Source organism: Enterobacteriaceae bacterium Kacie_13, assembly GCA_013457415.1.
Classification (GTDB): Bacteria; Pseudomonadota; Gammaproteobacteria; order Enterobacterales; family Enterobacteriaceae; genus Rahnella.
The window spans coordinates 3,603,392-3,619,587 of record CP045665.1; the positions used below are offsets into that span (position 1 = coordinate 3,603,392).

Genomic DNA, 16,196 nt, shown 5'->3' on the forward strand with positions numbered 1-16,196 from the left:
GCCGGGTTTTGATCTGCGAAAACTGCTGCCCGCACCGACCAATACGCCGCTCGATGCTGGCCCGTTCTTCTGCCTCGGGCTGGTACTGGCAAGTGATCCCGAGCCGGGCGTCAGCGGATGTCACTATCCACCGTTTGTGCGTGCAGGGTAAAGACGAACTGTCGATGTTCTTAGCCGCCGGACGTCATATCGAAGTGTTCCGCCAGAAAGCGGAGCCGGCCGGTAAACCGCTGCCGGTCACCATCAATATGGGCCTTGATCCGGCGATTTATATCGGTGCGTGTTTCGAAGCGCCGACCACGCCGTTTGGCTTTGACGAGCTTTCCGTGGCGGGCGCCCTGCGTAACCGCCCGGTGGAACTGGCAGGCGCCGTTTCCGTGCCGCAAAAATCCATCGCCCGCGCTGATTGCACTGGCAGCTTATTCAGAGTTGAAAAATGTGATTCTGGTGGATGAGGATGTGGATTTGTTCGACAGCAGCGACGTGCTGTGGGCGATGTCAACGCGTTATCAGGGGGATGTCAGCACGACGTTCCAGGATGTCGATCCACGTCAGTTTGCGCCGGACCTGTTTGATTATAAAATTGCGCAAGAGGGAGACACGGAACTATTGTGAAAATGTGTTAGTTGCCAAAAAACATGCTGAATATACAATAAAAAATCTCAGTTACAACAATAATGGCTCAATAATAATTATCATGTATAACCCACTGCAAATAAAAAATTTTTGATGTGAAATTATTAAGAAAATAAATTCCTCAGAACTAAATTCAATGGGATCGCGTATATACACCACGCCCTTCCAATTCATTTAAAAAGAGGAATTACTATATCAAGATCTACATGGAGCAAAGTCGAAAAATTCTCCGTAAGAACCCCACCGGGTCAAAATACAGTCTCTTTATATGCCAATGGTAATATGCAGATTGAGATCATCGTCGATATTAAGGTGGTAGATGAGAAAGGTTATCCTGTTAAACTCACAGAGTTTGATAAAAACAAATTAAACCTTATCGACTATAATTTTATTAAAGAGAGGCGTAATATAAATTACGCCTCTCTTCTTATTATACAGGCTAGATAATCATTAAACCTGACCAATAAAATCAGACTTCCCAATTTTCACGCCAACGTGACGTAAAATATTGTACGCAGTAGTGACGTGGAAATAGAAGTTCGGGACGGCGAAGGTAGTGACGTAACTGTGTGCGGTGAAATTAAGTTCGAAGTTTTTACCTTTCACGACGATCGGCCGGGCTTCATCCCCTTCCAGCTGTTCCGGTTTCACGCTTTCGATGAAGTGCAGGGTTTTCGCAATACGTTCCTGTAACTGCGCGAACGTGGTTTCGGTGTCTTCCATCGCCGGAGCGGCGATACCGGCCAGACGGGCGATTGCACCTTTCGACATATCACTGGTGATCTGCACCTGACGCGCCAGGGGATACATATCTTCGGCCAGACGGGTGTTGAGGATCTCTTCCTCAGATTTTCCGTTCTCCTGCGCCCAGGCCGCGCCTTTTTCCAGCAGCGCGGAGAGATTCTGTAAACCACGAACAAACTGCGCCGCCGTACTCGCATAAATTGATGCTGACATGATGCTTCCTTAATGAGTGTAGGGTTTAGAACAACCGGCGATAGACTAGCGCGTTATGGTCTTAACAGCGTGACGTTTCGTAGTAGTGAAGTGTTACCGAAGATCACTTTTGCGAGCCACCGCGCTCTTTTTGTCAGGACATGTAAGCAGACCGCTGTATGGATCAGTTCTTGCATTCAATACCCCCGCAAAAACATCTGACAGAGGACACCTGATGACCATCACCTTTATTGCACACTCCACGCCCGAACCTGCATTGTACGGCGCGATGGCAGCGATACTTGCTGAATTGCGCGCGTTGCCGCTGTGTCACTTTCCCGTCAGTCATGATACGCGTCGCTTCCCTAATGCCCGTCAGCACGTCACGGCGCAAGGTCATGCATTGACCAGCGGGCTTGTGTGGCTGGAGCGCCTGACCGGGCGCGGTGCGGGTGCTGAATCCAGCCTGGAATCACTTATTTATCGGGCACTTAAAGAAGATATCGTGGTGCCGCTGCGTGAACCTTTCTCAGCCGAATTGAGCGCCCAAATCACCGCACACGGCATCGAAACAGAATCATTAATCGTGATGCGCCATCAGGATAAATTCCAGCTGGAAGACTGCATCACCGGCAAAGTTCGCAGTAACGGCTGGGGGCGCGATGCCTTCGGGCGCTGGGCATTAGGATCGGTATCACAACCGGTGATGCGCGCCGGGAAAACCCTACGCGTGGCCTTAGTCGGGGATTTTGCTGAACAGCGCGACAGCTATCCGGCGATGCTCGCTGCACTGGGAGACGCCGCCGATGCACTGGCAATGAACATCGAGGTGGTCTGGGTGACGCCTGCACTGCTCGGCAGCCAGCTCGATTCCACCCTGTTTGACGTCGACGGTATCGTTTTGCCAGGCACGACGCTGACCCATAGTGACTATCAGGCCGGGGCGCTGGCGACTGCCACGTGGGCGCTGGAAAACCTGACGCCGCTGCTGGGCATTAATCAAGGGATGCATCAGATGGTGACGGCGCTGGGTCAGCGGGTGCTGGGGCAGGAGTGCGTGGTGATGCAGGGTCCGTCTACGCTAGGCAGCCTGCAAACTGCACTGCCGCTGAGTGAGCACTCACAACCGCGTCTGGGTAATCATCCGGTGAAAACCTCTGCGGGTAGCCTGCTGGCAAATAAAATGGGCGAGGAATTCACGCTGCGCTATAACCAGCGCCGTTATCTGAATCCGCACATCCTCAGCGAGCTGGAAAACGCCGGTCTGAGAGTGTCTGGAAGGGATGAAAGCGGGGAACAGGCGCAGGCGGTGGAACTGATGAATCATCCGTACTTTGTCGGCGTTCAGGGGCAACCGGAGCTGATGTCACGCCGCGAGCGCCCGAATCCGCTGCTGATGGCCTTTCTGCAACAGGTCCGTCAGAGCAACCGCGAATGCGACGTCAGCCATGCGGCACTGACCAAAAGCGTGCGCCTGCGGCATCCGCATTTTTCACTGGGATGAGGAAAAAATATCGTTTCAAATATGCAACGATGCATCTTGAAATGAGCAGTTATTCATAAAATTAACAACGATTATATTATGCCCTCACATACAGGAGGGCATTATGCTAAAGGCTGTTATCTTTTTTATCGCAATCTGGTTTCTCGATTGGACTGTTTTCTCTCAGGTTGATCAAAGCGTTGCCTACTGGCGTGACCAGATGATTAACCTCACCGGTCTGGTTGGTTTTGGGTTAATGACACTGACGATGGTGATGTCTTTGCGCCCGCGCTGGCTTGAGAAAAGGGTGCGAGGACTGGACAAAATGTACCGCCACCATAAGCATTTGGGCATTGCGGCGGGTATTTTCATTGTTCTGCACTGGCTATTTTCGCAAGGCGGGAAATGGCTGGTTGAACTGGGCTATCTGGAAGGCCCGCAGCATGCGGCTAACGAAGCAGTCTCGTGGAAAGACCGCTTTGAACAACTGGGCGAATGGGCGTTGTACCTGATGGTTGCCCTCATTGCTATCAGCCTGATTCAGCGTTTCACCTACACCAAATTTAAGCTGTCCCACAAACTGATGGGCGTCATGTTTCTTATGGCAACATTGCACGTTGTCGGCCTGCTGACTCATACCGAACCGGGAATGATCTTTATCGCCAGCACTTTGTTGCTGTGTCTGGCTGGCAGCTATGCGGCTTTCATCTCACTGCTCGGATATATCGGGAAACGACGCAAAATAGATGCGGTTATCGGCGAAATTATTCTGAAAAATGCCGATCTGATTATCTTCAGCGTCCAGCTTCCCCGTCGTCTGACTTACAAAGCCGGGCAGTTTGTTTATATCGATTTCAATGATGGTGAAGGTCAGCATCCTTTTACCGTCGTGAGTTATGACGGTGAATACCGCATCGAACTGGCCATTAAATCTCTCGGCGACTACACCAGCGATTTGCCGTCGCGACTTGAAAAAGGTCACCCCGTGCAGATTGAAGGCCCTTACGGCCATTTCACCTACAGTCAGCGGGAGAGTCAGGTTTGGGTGGGGGCAGGTATTGGGATTACACCGTTTATTGCGTGGCTGGAAGAATTATCCCGTAGTCAGAGCGTCTTGCAAAAGAAAGTGTCGCTATATTATTGCGTAAGAAACCCCGCAGAAGCGCCATTTCTGCCACGTCTGCAGCATCTTACTGCCGGGCGTCCGGATGTTTCTTTAAAGGTCATCTACAGCGATCAGGGTGAGAAATTACAAGGAGAAGAGATTAGCGAGAATCATCTTCTCCCCGCGACAGACGTTTATTTTTGTGGTCCGCAAGGGTTTGCCAACGCCCTGAACAGCCAACTGGCATGGCTGCACCTGCCCGCAGACCAATTTCACAGCGAATACTTTGCTTTTCGCTGATTCAGCTTCCTCGATACGTCGAATAAGAATAGGGGCTGATCAGCAGCGGAAGATGATAGTGATCCTGATCGCCGGCAATCAGCACGTCGATGATCGCCGAGCAGTACAGCGTCTCACGGCCGGTTGCGGCGAAGTACGCGCCGATATCCGCACACAAGCGGTAGTGGCCTGACGGCACTGCGTCCGGCGTTAATTTTGCCGCGCGGCCATCGGCGTCGGTCTGCGTTTCACTGATTCGGGTGATGTTCTGCCCGTCAATTTTTTCCAGCCAGATACGTACACTGGCGGCGGGCTGACCGAGGGATGTATCGAGAATATGCGTGGTAATTTTAGTCATGGCTGAAAATCTCCTTTAAGCGCAGCAGGGTAATCTCTTTGAGTTGCTGTGCAGTTTCCTGACTTTCGGTTTCCGGCGAATTCTGTAACCGCCGTTGCAGATTCTCAAGGATCTCTTCTGAACGACGGCCTTTGGCACGGATCAAAAACACCCGGCCAAAGCGCTGCTCGTAGCGCTGATTACCCTCGTGCAACGCATCAATAATGTCCTGATGGCTGATGTTCAACGTCGCCTGTTCGCCGCGCGACAGTTGTGCTTCTTTACTGCTGCCACCAGCCCGCTCGCCGATGCGCGGATGTGCGGACAGCGCCTGTGTGATATCTGCCGCCTGCCAGTGCTGACAGGCGGCGTCGGCGCACTGCATAAGCCGGTCGGTTGAGGAATAAGGTCGCGCGTCGCTGACCTGTTTCGCCCAGGCGGGAATATTCACCAGCGGACGCAGCAGTGCGACGGCCTCGAATTCGGACAGCGCATTAAACTCTTCGAGCGTCATAAATGCCCATCCCCGAAACTCAGCACCGTATTGATGTAGGCCTGCACTGCAAACGCTACGTCACCGGTCGTGACCGATTCGTCCGGATGATGGCTGATGCCGTCTTTGCAACGCACGAACAACATACCCACCGGCCAGCATTCGGCGATAGCAATGGCGTCGTGCCCCGCCCCGCTCGGCAAGGACATCGCCTGCCCCTGCAACGGCAAAATGCTTTGATTCAGACGGTGCTGCAACCCTTCGTCGCATTCCGTCGCGCTGATGCCGTAAAACTGTTCGGCCCCGAACGTCAGCCCGCGACGTTCGGCAATCTCATGGCCTTTCGCCAGCAAAACTTTCAGCAACGCACATAAATCTTCATCGCTCGGCCCACGGGCGTCGAGAGACAATTTCACCTGCCCCGCAATCACGTTCACCGCGCCGGGCTGACATTCCAGCGTGCCGACGGTCGCAACCAGATTGTGACCGGCGGAGGTAGTGATACTTTCGATCGCCAGCGTCCATTCGGCGGCGGCGGTCAGCGCATCCTGACGCTGCCCCATCGGCACGGTACCCGCGTGACCTGCATGGCCGGTGAACTGGCAGTTCAGGCGTCGGGCACCGTTTATCGCCGTCACCACACCAAGCGGCACATCCGCCGTTTGCAGGCACGGCCCCTGCTCGATATGCAATTCCAGATACGCGCAGAAATCGCCGACGGCGCGACGGGATGCGCCAATGTGCAGTGGCTCCAGCCCGACGTTAATCATCGCTTCGGCAACAGAAATCCCCTGTGCGTCCCGACGTTCCAGCCAGTCGGCGGGCCAGGTGCCGGTCAGCCCGCGACTGCCGAGCAGCGTGATACCAAAACGCGTGCCCTCTTCATCGCAGAATCCGACGACTTCTACCGCCATCGGCAGGCGGATGGCGTTCTGATGCAAATACGACACCACTTCCAGCGCCGTCAGTACGCCGAGCGGGCCGTCGTAGCGCCCCGCGTTACGCACGCTGTCGAGATGGGAGCCGAGCAGCAGCGCAGGCGCAGAAGGATCCCGTCCCTCATAGCGCCCGCAGATGTTGCCAACGCTGTCCTGCCAGACGCGCATTCCGGCGGCCACCATCCATTCGCCCACCAGATGGTTGGCCCGTAAATGTTCAGGCGACAGATAAACGCGGGTTAGCTGCTCCGGCGTTTCGCTGATAGCAGCCAGTGTGTCGCAGCGCGCCATCACCCGTTCGGCCGCCCGTGCGGCACTTTCGGATACCGCGGCCAGCGTTAAGGCTTCTGCCATTACTGACCTCCTGCGTAATGTTCCCACGCGGCCTGTGCGCCTGCGCCGTATTTCGACGCAAAGCCCAGACGGTTGAGCACGGCTTCCAGCGCCACCAGCGTCTGCAACACGCAGTCTTTGCGGGCGTTGTAGCCCATGGTGCCGATACGCCAGATTTTCCCAGCCAGCGGACCAAAGGAGGTGCCGATCTCAATGCTGAAATCGTTGAGCATCATCTGACGCACTTGTTCGCCGTGAATTCCTTGCGGAATGACCACGCCGAGCACGTTATTCATACGGTGATTCAGGTCGCCGAATACTTCCAGCCCCATCCCCTGAATCCCCGCCAGCAACGCGCCGCCGTGCAGTTTGTGGCGTGCGATGCTGTTATCCAGACCTTCTTCAAGGATGATGCGCGCACATTCGCGGGAGGCGAACAGCATGCTGGTGGCTTCGGTGTGGTGGTTCAGACGCTCCGGGCCCCAATAATCCATGATCATGCCCAGATCGAAATAGTTGGAGTAGATCATCTCCTCATCGCCGTCCGCGTGATCGGCGGTGCGGATCCCTTCTTCGACACATTTACGGCGGCGGATCTGTTCTTCAAAGCGCGGGCTGATGGTAACCGGCGAACTGCCGGACGGGCCACCGAGGCATTTTTGTAAACCGGCGGATACGGCGTCTAACCCCCACGCATCGGTTTCCATCGGGTTACCGCCGAACGAGGCCGTGGCGTCTGAATAGAACAGCACACCATGGCGGCGGCAGATGTCGCCCAGCTGTTCCAGCGGCTGTAACATGGTGGTCGAGGTGTCGCCCTGCACGGTCAACAGCCAGCGCGGTTTCACGGATTTAATGGCATCTTCGATTTGCTGCGGATCAAACACTTCGCCCCACGGCGCTTCAAGGGTGTGAACTTCGGCGCGGCAGCGACGGGCGATTTCACACAGCAGATGACCGAAACGGCCAAACACAGGCACCAGTACTTTGTCGCCCGGACGGATACCGGACAGCAGCACCGCTTCGATACCGGCGCGCGAGGTGCCGTCGATCAGGAACGTCCACTGGTTTTCGGTTTTATACAGCGCGCGGTACAGCGCCATGACTTCGTTCATGTAGCCGGTCATAACCGGGTCATATTGCCCGACCAGCTGGCTCGCCATCGCCCGCAGCACGCGAGGGTCAGCGTTGATCGGCCCCGGCCCCATCAGCAGACGGGTTGGCGGGTTGATTTGTCCGAGTGTTTTGATGTCCAGCATGATTGATCCTTAATAGGAAGTTCGTCAGACCGCAGCCTCATTCAGGCCGCGTACCGATGCGATAAATTGTTTTAACTCCGGAGTTTGCGGGTTGGCAAACAGCGCCCGGCTTTCGCCCTGTTCCCACACGGTGCCCTGATGCATAAACACCACGCGGTCGCCCACTTCGCGGGCAAAATTCATTTCGTGCGTCACCAGCACCAGCGTCATACCCTCTTTCGCCAGCTGCTCGAGCACTTTCAATACTTCGCCGACCAGTTCCGGATCGAGCGCCGAGGTGATTTCGTCACACAACAGCACTTTCGGATTCATCGCCAGCGCACGGGCGATCGCCACGCGTTGCTGCTGACCGCCGGAGAGGTTGGACGGGTAATAATCCATGCGATCCGCCAGACCGACTTTCGCCAGCATCTGCGCGGCCAGTTCACGGCATTCGGCGGCGGATTTTTTCAGCACCCGGCGCGGTGCGAGCATGACATTTTCCAGCGCGGTCATGTGCGGGAAAAGATTAAAGCTCTGGAACACCATGCCGACCGAACGGCTAATGTCACGCGCCTGCGAGTCGCGGTCGGTGATTGTCATTCCGCCAAGTTTGATGCTGCCGTCCTGATAGCCTTCCAGCCCGTTCATGCAGCGTAACAGCGTGCTTTTCCCGGAGCCGCTGCGGCCAATGATGGAGATCACTTCGCCGCTGTCGATGTCCAGATCCACGCCTTTCAGGACGTGATTCTGGCCGTAAAATTTTTGAACCTGATTAATTGTGATCAGCGGCATTATTGTTTATCTCCACGCAACGATTTTTCTAAATGCTGGCTATAACGCGACAGCGGATAACACATCAGGAAGTAGCCCAGCGCCACTAATCCGAACACTTTGAACGGCTCAAACGTCACGTTATTGAGCATCGTGCCCGCTTTGGTCAGCTCGACAAAACCGATAATCGACGCCAGCGCGGTACCTTTCACCACCTGAACGGAAAACCCAACGGTCGGCGCAATCGCGATGCGCAGCGCCTGCGGGGCGACCACGCGCCATAGCGTCTGACCAAAGTTCAGGCCAAGGCAGCGTGAGGCTTCCCACTGGCCCTTCGGCAGTGCAGCAATGCTGCCGCTCCAGATGTCCACCAGATAGGCGCTGGTATACAACGTCAGCGCCAGGGCTGCCGCCGTCCAGGGACTGACGTTGATACCAAACAAACCGAGGCCGAAGAACGCCAGAAACAGCTGCATCAGCAGCGGCGTGCCCTGAAAGAGTTCGGAATACAAACGCACAAACAACGACGGCCAGCGACGTTTGGTCAGGCGCATCAGCAGCAACGGCAGGGTGACCAGCGTGCCGCCGATGAAGGCGGTCAGCGAAAGCAGAATCGTCCAGCGCGCCGCCAGCAGCAGATTGCGCACAATGTCCCAGTCGGAGAACGTCATCATCAGTTTTCACTCCCAAAGAAGCGGCGTCCGGCCAGCAGCAATAACTGACGCATCGCAACCGACAGCAGTAAATAGAACAGCGTGGTGACCAGATACACTTCAAAACTGAGGAACGTGCGCGACTGAATGAGGTTGGCGGCGAACGTCAGTTCTTCATAGGACACCTGCGATACCACGGAAGAACCGAGCATCACGATAATGCACTGGCTGACCAGCGACGGGTAAATACGCTTGAGCGACGGTGGCAGGACGATGCGCAGAAATGTCTGGCTGCGGCTCAGCCCCAGCACGCGTCCCGCTTCCCACTGGCCTTTCGGCGTCACCTGAATTCCGGCGCGGATAATTTCGGTGCTATACGCGCCGAGGTTAATCAGCATCGCCAGCAGCGCCGCCTCGCCTGCGGTCATTTTCAGGCCAATGGCAGGCAGGCCAAATACGATGAAAAACAGCTGTACGACAAACGGCGTATTACGGATGGCTTCGACGTACACGCCCCACGCTGCGCGCAGGGTTTTATGGTTGCCGCAGCGAATGGCCGCGCCGCAAATCCCGATCGCGACGCCGCCAATCGTTGCCATCACCGTCAGCTCAATGGTGGTCCACAAACCAGCCAACAACTCCGGCATATACGGCCACAGCGCGCTAAAGTTAAGCTGATAGGTCATAAAAGATCCTCATCAAACTACTGGTTACGCGCCGATGGAAGCCGGCAGCGGAGCCTTCATCCATTTTTCGGACAACGTGTTCAGCGTCTTATCTTTCACGCCTTCGGCGATCAGTTCGTTCACTTTCGCTTTCAGTGCCGGTTCGTCTTTACGCAGGCCGACGAAACACGGTGAATCTTTCAGCATCACTTTCGATTCAGGAGCTTTGGCTGGATTCATACGGGCAATTGCCGCTACCACCAGGTTGCCGGTAGCAATGTATTCCACCTGACCGGACAGATATGCAGACAGCGTAGTGTTGTTATCTTCGTAACGCTGAATTTTGGCGTCTTTGGGTGCCACATCGGTCAGCGCCAGATCTTCCACCGCACCACGGGTTACGCCGATAGTTTTGCCAGAAAGCGCGCTCAGATCAGCCAGCTTGTCGCCCTTCGCGCCAAAAACGCCGAGAAAGAACGGGGCATAAGCGTTGCTGAAATCGATGACTTTCTCACGCTCGGCGTTTTTCCCGAGGCTGGAGATCACCAGATCCACTTTATCGGTTTGCAGATAAGGTACGCGGTTGGCGCTGGTGACCGGCACCAGTTGCAACTTAAGTTTCATCTTGTCGGCCAGATACTGCGCCATGTCGATGTCATACCCTTCAGGTTGCAAATCCTTGCCCACCGACCCAAACGGTGGGAAATCCTGCGGTACCGCCACGCGCAGTACGCCGCGCTTCTGAATATCCTGCAACTGATCGGCCATCACGCTGGATGCCTGAAGAACCAGCATTGCAGCACCAGCCCACGCCAACAGCCGTTTGTTCATGTTCATAGATTATCTCCGGTGAAAGGTTTTTGGAACGATAGATTCTTATAAACATGACTCTGCAACGAATGTGCCAAAAAAGATTCAATCGGGAAAATGTGGGAGAAGTCACGGTATGGCAAGGAAATATGGGGAAAAGGAACATTTGGCGGCCGCGTTTTTTGCCCTCCGGCAGGGCAAAAAGACGCGAAGAGAATCAATCGCAGCGCACCTTAACTGTGCGAAAGCACCAAAAAAGCGCCCTGTTTGAACCGGGATCGGGAATCAGCGCTGCTCGAGTTCGTCGAGATCGCCGTACAAATCGTTTATCTGATGAATTCGCTGACGGCCAGAGGCCAGCATCTCGTGCAGCAGCGCGTTGCTGAGTAAATTCGCCATACTCATCGCCGAGGAATAACTGTCGAATGCCGACACGCTGTCGAGTGGCGTCGCCAGATGCCATGTCGCCAGCGAAGTCAGCGTCTGTGCCTGTGGTTCGCATAAAAGCAGCACCGGCACGCCCAGCGTTTGTAACTGCGTGAGGATTGCCTTCGCCATACGCGGTCTGCGGCGAAACGCGACGAAAATCACCACGTCCTGCGCGGTCAGATCCACCAGCTCTTCCGCCAGCGTCTGCCCCGGCTGTGGCATCATCACCACGCCCGGCCGTACCTGAATCAGCTGCTGGCGCAGGTGCAGCGCCACCGGATAGCTGTTGCGAAAACCTAACAGACGCACCTGTCGCGCCTGGCTCAGCGCGGCGGTCAGCGCGCTAAACTCCGTGCCGTCGATCTGATTAATCCACTGTGTCAGGTTGGCCATTTCCTGCTTATAGTGCCGGGACAACAGGGTGTTACCCTGCACTGCATCGCGGCTGTCAGTCAGCGGCATTCCGCTCTGGCGCAGCGTGCGCATTTCATCACGCATATCGCGATAGCTCGGGTACCCAAGGCGCTTGAACAGGCGGCTCACCGTGGCCTTCGATACCCCGCTAAGCCGTGCCAGCTCTGCGCTGTTGTAACTCATCAGGTCATCAATACTGGCGAAAATAAAGTCGGCCACGCGCTGTTCCTGCGGCGTCAGCGCCGGGTAATGGTCGCGCAGACGCTCATCGATTTGTTTCATGTCCGACCCTTTTGTAACGGAAGTTTCAGCGAATCACCGGAACATACCATGCACTATGCTTGCCAATGCAAGTGAATTTATCCGTGAACCTGCTGCGATCCTGCGGATGTGGAACACCTCTTGCTTAACTCAATGACATCGCGCCCTCTTCCCTGCACGCGCGGCGGATATCAGCACATAAGAAAAGACACGCAACAAAGGACATCGCATGATTAACAGTAACAGCGCGCCTTTAGGCATGGCGGTCACGCCCCATCATCTGGCGAGCCAGAGTGCGCTTGCGGTATTACGCGAAGGCGGTAATGCCATCGAAGCCATGGTGGCTGCGGCAGCCACCATCGCCGTGGTGTATCCGCACATGAACGGGCTCGGCGGCGACGGCTTCTGGCTGATTGTGCCGCCACAGGGCAATCCTGTCGCCATCGACGCCAGCGGCGCGGCAGGATCGCTGGCTTCTCTCGATTTCTATGCCGGTGAAACGCACATTCCGCACCGGGGACCGAAATCTGCCCTGACCGTCGCAGGTACCGTCGGCGGCTGGCAGGAGGCGCTGAACGTTTCCGCTGAATTTGGCGGCGAGCAAAAACCACTGTCTCGCCTGCTGCGTGACGCTATCCGTTACGCTTCGGACGGTATTCCGCTCACCGCCTCTCAGGAAGCCGCCACGCGCGCCAAACAACACGAACTCAAAGATATCCGCTCCTTCACCGACGTGTTTTTGCCGAACGGCGAAGTGCCACGCGCCGGAAACCGATTCACTCAGCCGCAGCTGGCGCAGACATTATCGATGCTGTGTGAAGACGGGCTGGGCAGTTTTTACCGGGGTGAACTCGCCGACAGCATAGCCGCCGACATGGAAAAGCTCGGTATGCCGGTCACCCGCGCCGATCTCGCGGCGTATAAACCGCAGCGCCGCGTGCCTTTGCGCCTCAAACACAGTAAGGGCGAAATCTACAACCTGACGCCACCGACGCAGGGACTGGTCTCGCTGGCGATCCTCGGCCTGACCGACCGCCTGCCACTGGAAGGCATGGACGAAAGCGCTACTATTCACAGCATCGTCGAAGCCACCAAACTGGCGTTCGGGCTGCGCGATCGTTTCATCACCGATCCGCGCATGATGACGCAGGACGCCCAAAGCCTGCTTGATCCGCAGTACCTCGACGCCCTCGCCACACGCATCAAACCACACAGCGCTGCCGAATGGGGCAAGGGAAAAGGACCGGGCGATACGGTCTGGATGGGCGTGATGGACAGCAGCGGGCTGGCGGTTTCTTTCATCCAGAGTATTTATCACGAATTTGGCAGCGGCGTGGTGCTGCCGGAGAGCGGTATCTTGTGGCAAAACCGTGGCGCCTCGTTCAGCCTAGACCCGGAACATCTGCTGGCGCTGGCGCCGGGCAAACAACCGTTCCACACCCTGAACCCGGCCGCCGCCCGTCTATACGACGGTCGCACGATGGTGTACGGCTCAATGGGAGGCGACGGCCAGCCACAAACGCAGGCGGCCGTGTTCATCCGCCATGTGGTGCAGGGACAATCGTTACAACAGGCGATCAGCGGTCCGCGCTGGCTGCTCGGTCGCACCTGGGGCGAAAGTTCCGACTCCCTGAAACTGGAAGGCCGCTTCGAATATCCGACCCTCGCCGGGCTGCGTCAGCGCGGTCACGACGTCGAGCTGCTGCCGGATTTCAGCGAAGCCGTCGGCCATGCGGGCGCGATTGTGCGCCACACCAACGGCATGTTTGAAGGCGCGTCGGACCCGCGCAGCAACGGCAGCGCTGCCGGTTTTTAATAAGGAAAAAGACAATATGAAAAATACACCTTCCGCGACCGACTGGGCCGCTTACGTCCGCCAGATGGAATCCGTTCTGGCGCTGGAGCTCGACGACGCACGTCGTCAGGAATTGCTGGTGCAGTTTAGCCGCATCGCGCAAATGGCGCAGCCGCTGATGGATTTGCCACTCGACCCTCGTCTGGAAATCGCCGGGGTGTACAGAGCATGAAATCGTTTGATCACTTCACCATCAGCCAGCTGCATCAGGCAATTGCACAGGGCGATATTTCCGCCAGCGAAGTTGCCACCACCACACTCGACGCCGTCGAACAGGCCAATCCGGTCATCAACGCGTATACCCACATCACCCGCGAAAGGATGCTGAGCGAAGCAGCCAAAGTCGATAAAACCCGTGCCAGCGGTGCGACGTTACCGCCGCTGGCCGGTATTCCTTATGCAGTGAAAAACTTGCTGGACGTCGCTGGCCAAGTCACGCTGGCCGGTGCCAGCCTCAACAGCAGCAACGCCGCCGCACGGCACGATGCGTGGACTATTTCGCGACTGACCGCACAGGGCGCGATGCTGTCGGGTATGCTGAACATGGACGCTTACGCCTACGGCTTCACCACGGAGAACAGCCACTACGGCGCGACGCGTAACCCACGCGATTTGACCCGCGTCGCGGGCGGTTCCTCCGGAGGTTCGGCGGCTGCGGTCGCTGCCGGCCTGGTGCATTTTACGCTTGGCAGCGACACCAACGGTTCGATCCGCGTGCCCGCCTCGCTCTCCGGCATTCTCGGCCTGAAACCCACCTTCGGGCGGATCTCCCGCAGCGGCAGCCAGCCGTTTGTCGCCAGTCTCGATCATCTCGGCCCGATGACGCGTTGCAGCGAGGATCTTTCTCAGGTCTACGACGCAATTCAGGGTACCGATCCGCAGGATCATTTTCAGGCTGACAAACCCAACACCGAGACATTTTCCCAGCTAAAACGCGGCCAGCAGGGTTTACGCACTGCAGTCCTCGGCGGATATTTTTCGACCTGGTGCGATGAGCACGCCAAATCCGCCGTGCAAAAGGTCGCTCAGGCGCTGGAAGCTCAGGAAGAGATCGAGATAGCACAAGCTGAACTGGCGCGATCTGCGGCGTTCATCATCAGCGCCTCGGAAGGCGGCAATCAATATTTGCCAAAATTACGCGCGATACCGGAGCAGTTCGAACCGCTTTCTCGCGAGCGATTGCTGGCTGGCGCGATGATCCCAGCGGCGTGGTACGTACAGGCGCAGCGTTTCCGCCATCAGTTTCAGCAACAAGTGTTGCCATTGTTCGATCATTGGGACATCTTGATTGCGCCAGCCACGCCGTGTACGGCGACATTAATCGGTCAGGAAACGATCCACATCAACGGTCTGGATCTGCCCACGCGCGCCAGTATGGGAATGTTGACGCAGCCGATTTCGTTCCTTGGCCTGCCGGTGGTGACTGTGCCGGTAACAACCGCCACGGGTCTGCCGATAGGGCTACAACTGATCGCTCCGCCGTGGCGGGAAGACCTGTGTCTGCGCGCCGCGTGGGCGCTGGAGCAACAGGGCATCGTGAAAGTCAGCAGTTCTTTGGTGATCTAAAAATTACCGTTTCCCAGGGTGAAGAGAGTAAATCATGAAATCTGACAATATTGACCGCCCGGCGATCCTCGCCGAAATGAATGCGGCATTTTATCGTTACGAGCAGGCGCTGATCACCAATGACACCGCCGTGCTCGACGAGCTGTTCTGGCATGATCCGCGAACCGTGCGCTACGGCGCGGGGGAAAATCTTTACGGTATAGAAGCTATCCGCGAATTCCGCGCTGCGCGCCCTTCTCAGGGGCTGGATCGTGAATTAGTCAACACGACGATCACCACATTTGGCGATGACATGGCGATCGCCAGTACCGAGTTTCGGCGCGAAGGCACGGATAAGGTCGGGCGACAGCAGCAGACATGGGTGAAGATGTTGAGTGGGTGGAAGATTGTGGCAGCGCATGTGAGTTTGATGGTTTAACCGAACCAATGGGCGGTTCAGCTTTGGAAAGCTGAGGAAACTGTTCTTTTCCAGGAATGGACGGGGAAAGTTTCGGTTTCTCAATAATAGCGATCACTTGTCGCACTGCGCCGAAACCGCCCAAAAGGGGCCAGGACGGGCCCCTCTTGGATCTCCCGCGTCTTTTTACTGCGCGCTCCGCGGGTACGACGGACATGTTCCGGTAGATCAGTGAGTGGCGCAAAATATTGCCGCTTCGCGGTGCCTTCTCTCGGTCTTCGAGCCTCTGGTCTCGAAGCCGCTCCGTTCAGCAAAATTTTTAATCGCGCCAATTCACTCTCTAAAAACAGAGCGATTTAAACTCCAACTCCAACTTGAATTTGAATTTAAGATCGTGCGGGCGATTCAGAAATTTTGCCGAACGGAGCGGCCTGAAGACCTAAGGCTTCAGGACCGAGAGAGGGCACCGCGCAGCGGCAAGATTTCCAGCCTGTCGCTGCGGCTGCTGAAACATAGCCAGCGAGCGACAGCGCGCAGTGAAAGAGCGCGGGAGTCCAGAGGGCGCGCGCTTACGCGTCCTCTGGGCCAGTTTGG

Annotated in this window: 16 protein-coding genes and 1 pseudogene; 7 read left to right on the plus strand and 10 right to left on the minus strand. The window is 56.4% G+C overall.

What is annotated here, in order from left to right:
- Window position 1: 1 nt before the first annotated feature.
- A pseudogene (locus GE278_16390) lies at window positions 2–615 on the plus strand (hypothetical protein).
- A gap of 471 nt (window positions 616–1,086) precedes the next feature.
- Here the strand turns inward: GE278_16390 and GE278_16395 are convergent.
- Window positions 1,087–1,593 (minus strand): DUF1993 family protein, encoded by a 507-nt coding sequence (locus GE278_16395; protein QLK62257.1) that lies wholly within the window; start codon window positions 1,591–1,593, stop codon window positions 1,087–1,089.
- A gap of 214 nt (window positions 1,594–1,807) precedes the next feature.
- Here GE278_16395 and GE278_16400 point away from each other — a divergent pair, with 214 nt between their 5' ends.
- Both GE278_16400 and GE278_16405 read left to right on the plus strand, forming a co-directional pair.
- A complete protein-coding gene (locus GE278_16400; protein QLK62258.1) occupies window positions 1,808–3,076 on the plus strand; it encodes a glutamine amidotransferase in 1,269 nt (422 codons plus the stop codon).
- Window positions 3,077–3,179: 103 nt separating this feature from the next.
- Window positions 3,180–4,460 (plus strand): hypothetical protein, encoded by a 1,281-nt coding sequence (locus tag GE278_16405; protein ID QLK62259.1) that lies wholly within the window; start codon window positions 3,180–3,182, stop codon window positions 4,458–4,460.
- Between the two features lies 1 nt (window position 4,461).
- On the opposite strand, the gene uraH is transcribed toward GE278_16405, so the two are convergent.
- The 9 genes from uraH to GE278_16450 form a co-directional block, all read right to left on the minus strand.
- Entirely contained in the window at window positions 4,462–4,797 is a 336-nt protein-coding gene (uraH, locus tag GE278_16410) for a hydroxyisourate hydrolase (protein QLK62260.1), read from the minus strand.
- Window positions 4,790–5,290, minus strand: coding sequence for a 2-oxo-4-hydroxy-4-carboxy-5-ureidoimidazoline decarboxylase (gene uraD / locus GE278_16415; GenBank protein ID QLK62261.1), 501 nt, complete (start codon window positions 5,288–5,290; stop codon window positions 4,790–4,792). Before uraD ends, uraH begins: the two co-directional genes overlap by 8 nt.
- A complete protein-coding gene (hpxK, locus tag GE278_16420; GenBank protein QLK62262.1) occupies window positions 5,287–6,561 on the minus strand; it encodes an allantoate amidohydrolase in 1,275 nt (424 codons plus the stop codon). The genes uraD and hpxK overlap by 4 nt, the downstream gene beginning before the upstream one ends.
- The gene (locus GE278_16425; GenBank protein QLK62263.1) at window positions 6,561–7,799 is read right to left on the minus strand and encodes an aminotransferase class V-fold PLP-dependent enzyme; all 1,239 of its coding nucleotides are present in this window, start codon (window positions 7,797–7,799) and stop codon (window positions 6,561–6,563) included. Before GE278_16425 ends, hpxK begins: the two co-directional genes overlap by 1 nt.
- Window positions 7,800–7,823: 24 nt before the next feature.
- On the minus strand, window positions 7,824–8,573 hold the full coding sequence (locus tag GE278_16430; GenBank protein ID QLK62264.1) for an ATP-binding cassette domain-containing protein: 750 nt from the start codon (window positions 8,571–8,573) through the stop codon (window positions 7,824–7,826).
- On the minus strand, window positions 8,573–9,223 hold the full coding sequence (locus GE278_16435) for an ABC transporter permease subunit (protein ID QLK63318.1): 651 nt from the start codon (window positions 9,221–9,223) through the stop codon (window positions 8,573–8,575). Before GE278_16435 ends, GE278_16430 begins: the two co-directional genes overlap by 1 nt.
- Before the next feature lie 2 nt (window positions 9,224–9,225).
- On the minus strand, window positions 9,226–9,891 hold the full coding sequence (locus GE278_16440; protein QLK62265.1) for an ABC transporter permease subunit: 666 nt from the start codon (window positions 9,889–9,891) through the stop codon (window positions 9,226–9,228).
- Between the two features lie 24 nt (window positions 9,892–9,915).
- On the minus strand, window positions 9,916–10,707 hold the full coding sequence (locus GE278_16445; GenBank protein ID QLK62266.1) for a transporter substrate-binding domain-containing protein: 792 nt from the start codon (window positions 10,705–10,707) through the stop codon (window positions 9,916–9,918).
- A gap of 258 nt (window positions 10,708–10,965) precedes the next feature.
- The gene (locus GE278_16450) at window positions 10,966–11,805 is read right to left on the minus strand and encodes an SIS domain-containing protein (protein QLK62267.1); all 840 of its coding nucleotides are present in this window, start codon (window positions 11,803–11,805) and stop codon (window positions 10,966–10,968) included.
- Window positions 11,806–12,013: 208 nt separating this feature from the next.
- Between GE278_16450 and GE278_16455 the strand changes: the two genes are divergently transcribed.
- The 4 genes from GE278_16455 to hpxZ are packed head-to-tail and all read left to right on the plus strand — an operon-like array spanning window position 12,014 to window position 15,623.
- Window positions 12,014–13,600, plus strand: a complete 1,587-nt coding sequence (locus tag GE278_16455; protein QLK62268.1) for a gamma-glutamyltransferase — start codon at window positions 12,014–12,016, stop codon at window positions 13,598–13,600.
- A gap of 16 nt (window positions 13,601–13,616) precedes the next feature.
- On the plus strand, window positions 13,617–13,811 hold the full coding sequence (hpxX, locus tag GE278_16460) for an oxalurate catabolism protein HpxX (protein ID QLK62269.1): 195 nt from the start codon (window positions 13,617–13,619) through the stop codon (window positions 13,809–13,811).
- Complete coding sequence (locus tag GE278_16465; protein ID QLK62270.1) at window positions 13,808–15,205, plus strand: AtzE family amidohydrolase; 1,398 nt, start codon at window positions 13,808–13,810, stop codon at window positions 15,203–15,205. Before hpxX ends, GE278_16465 begins: the two co-directional genes overlap by 4 nt.
- Window positions 15,206–15,239: 34 nt before the next feature.
- Window positions 15,240–15,623, plus strand: a complete 384-nt coding sequence (gene hpxZ, locus GE278_16470; GenBank protein ID QLK62271.1) for an oxalurate catabolism protein HpxZ — start codon at window positions 15,240–15,242, stop codon at window positions 15,621–15,623.
- The last annotated feature ends 573 nt before the right edge of the window (window positions 15,624–16,196 follow it).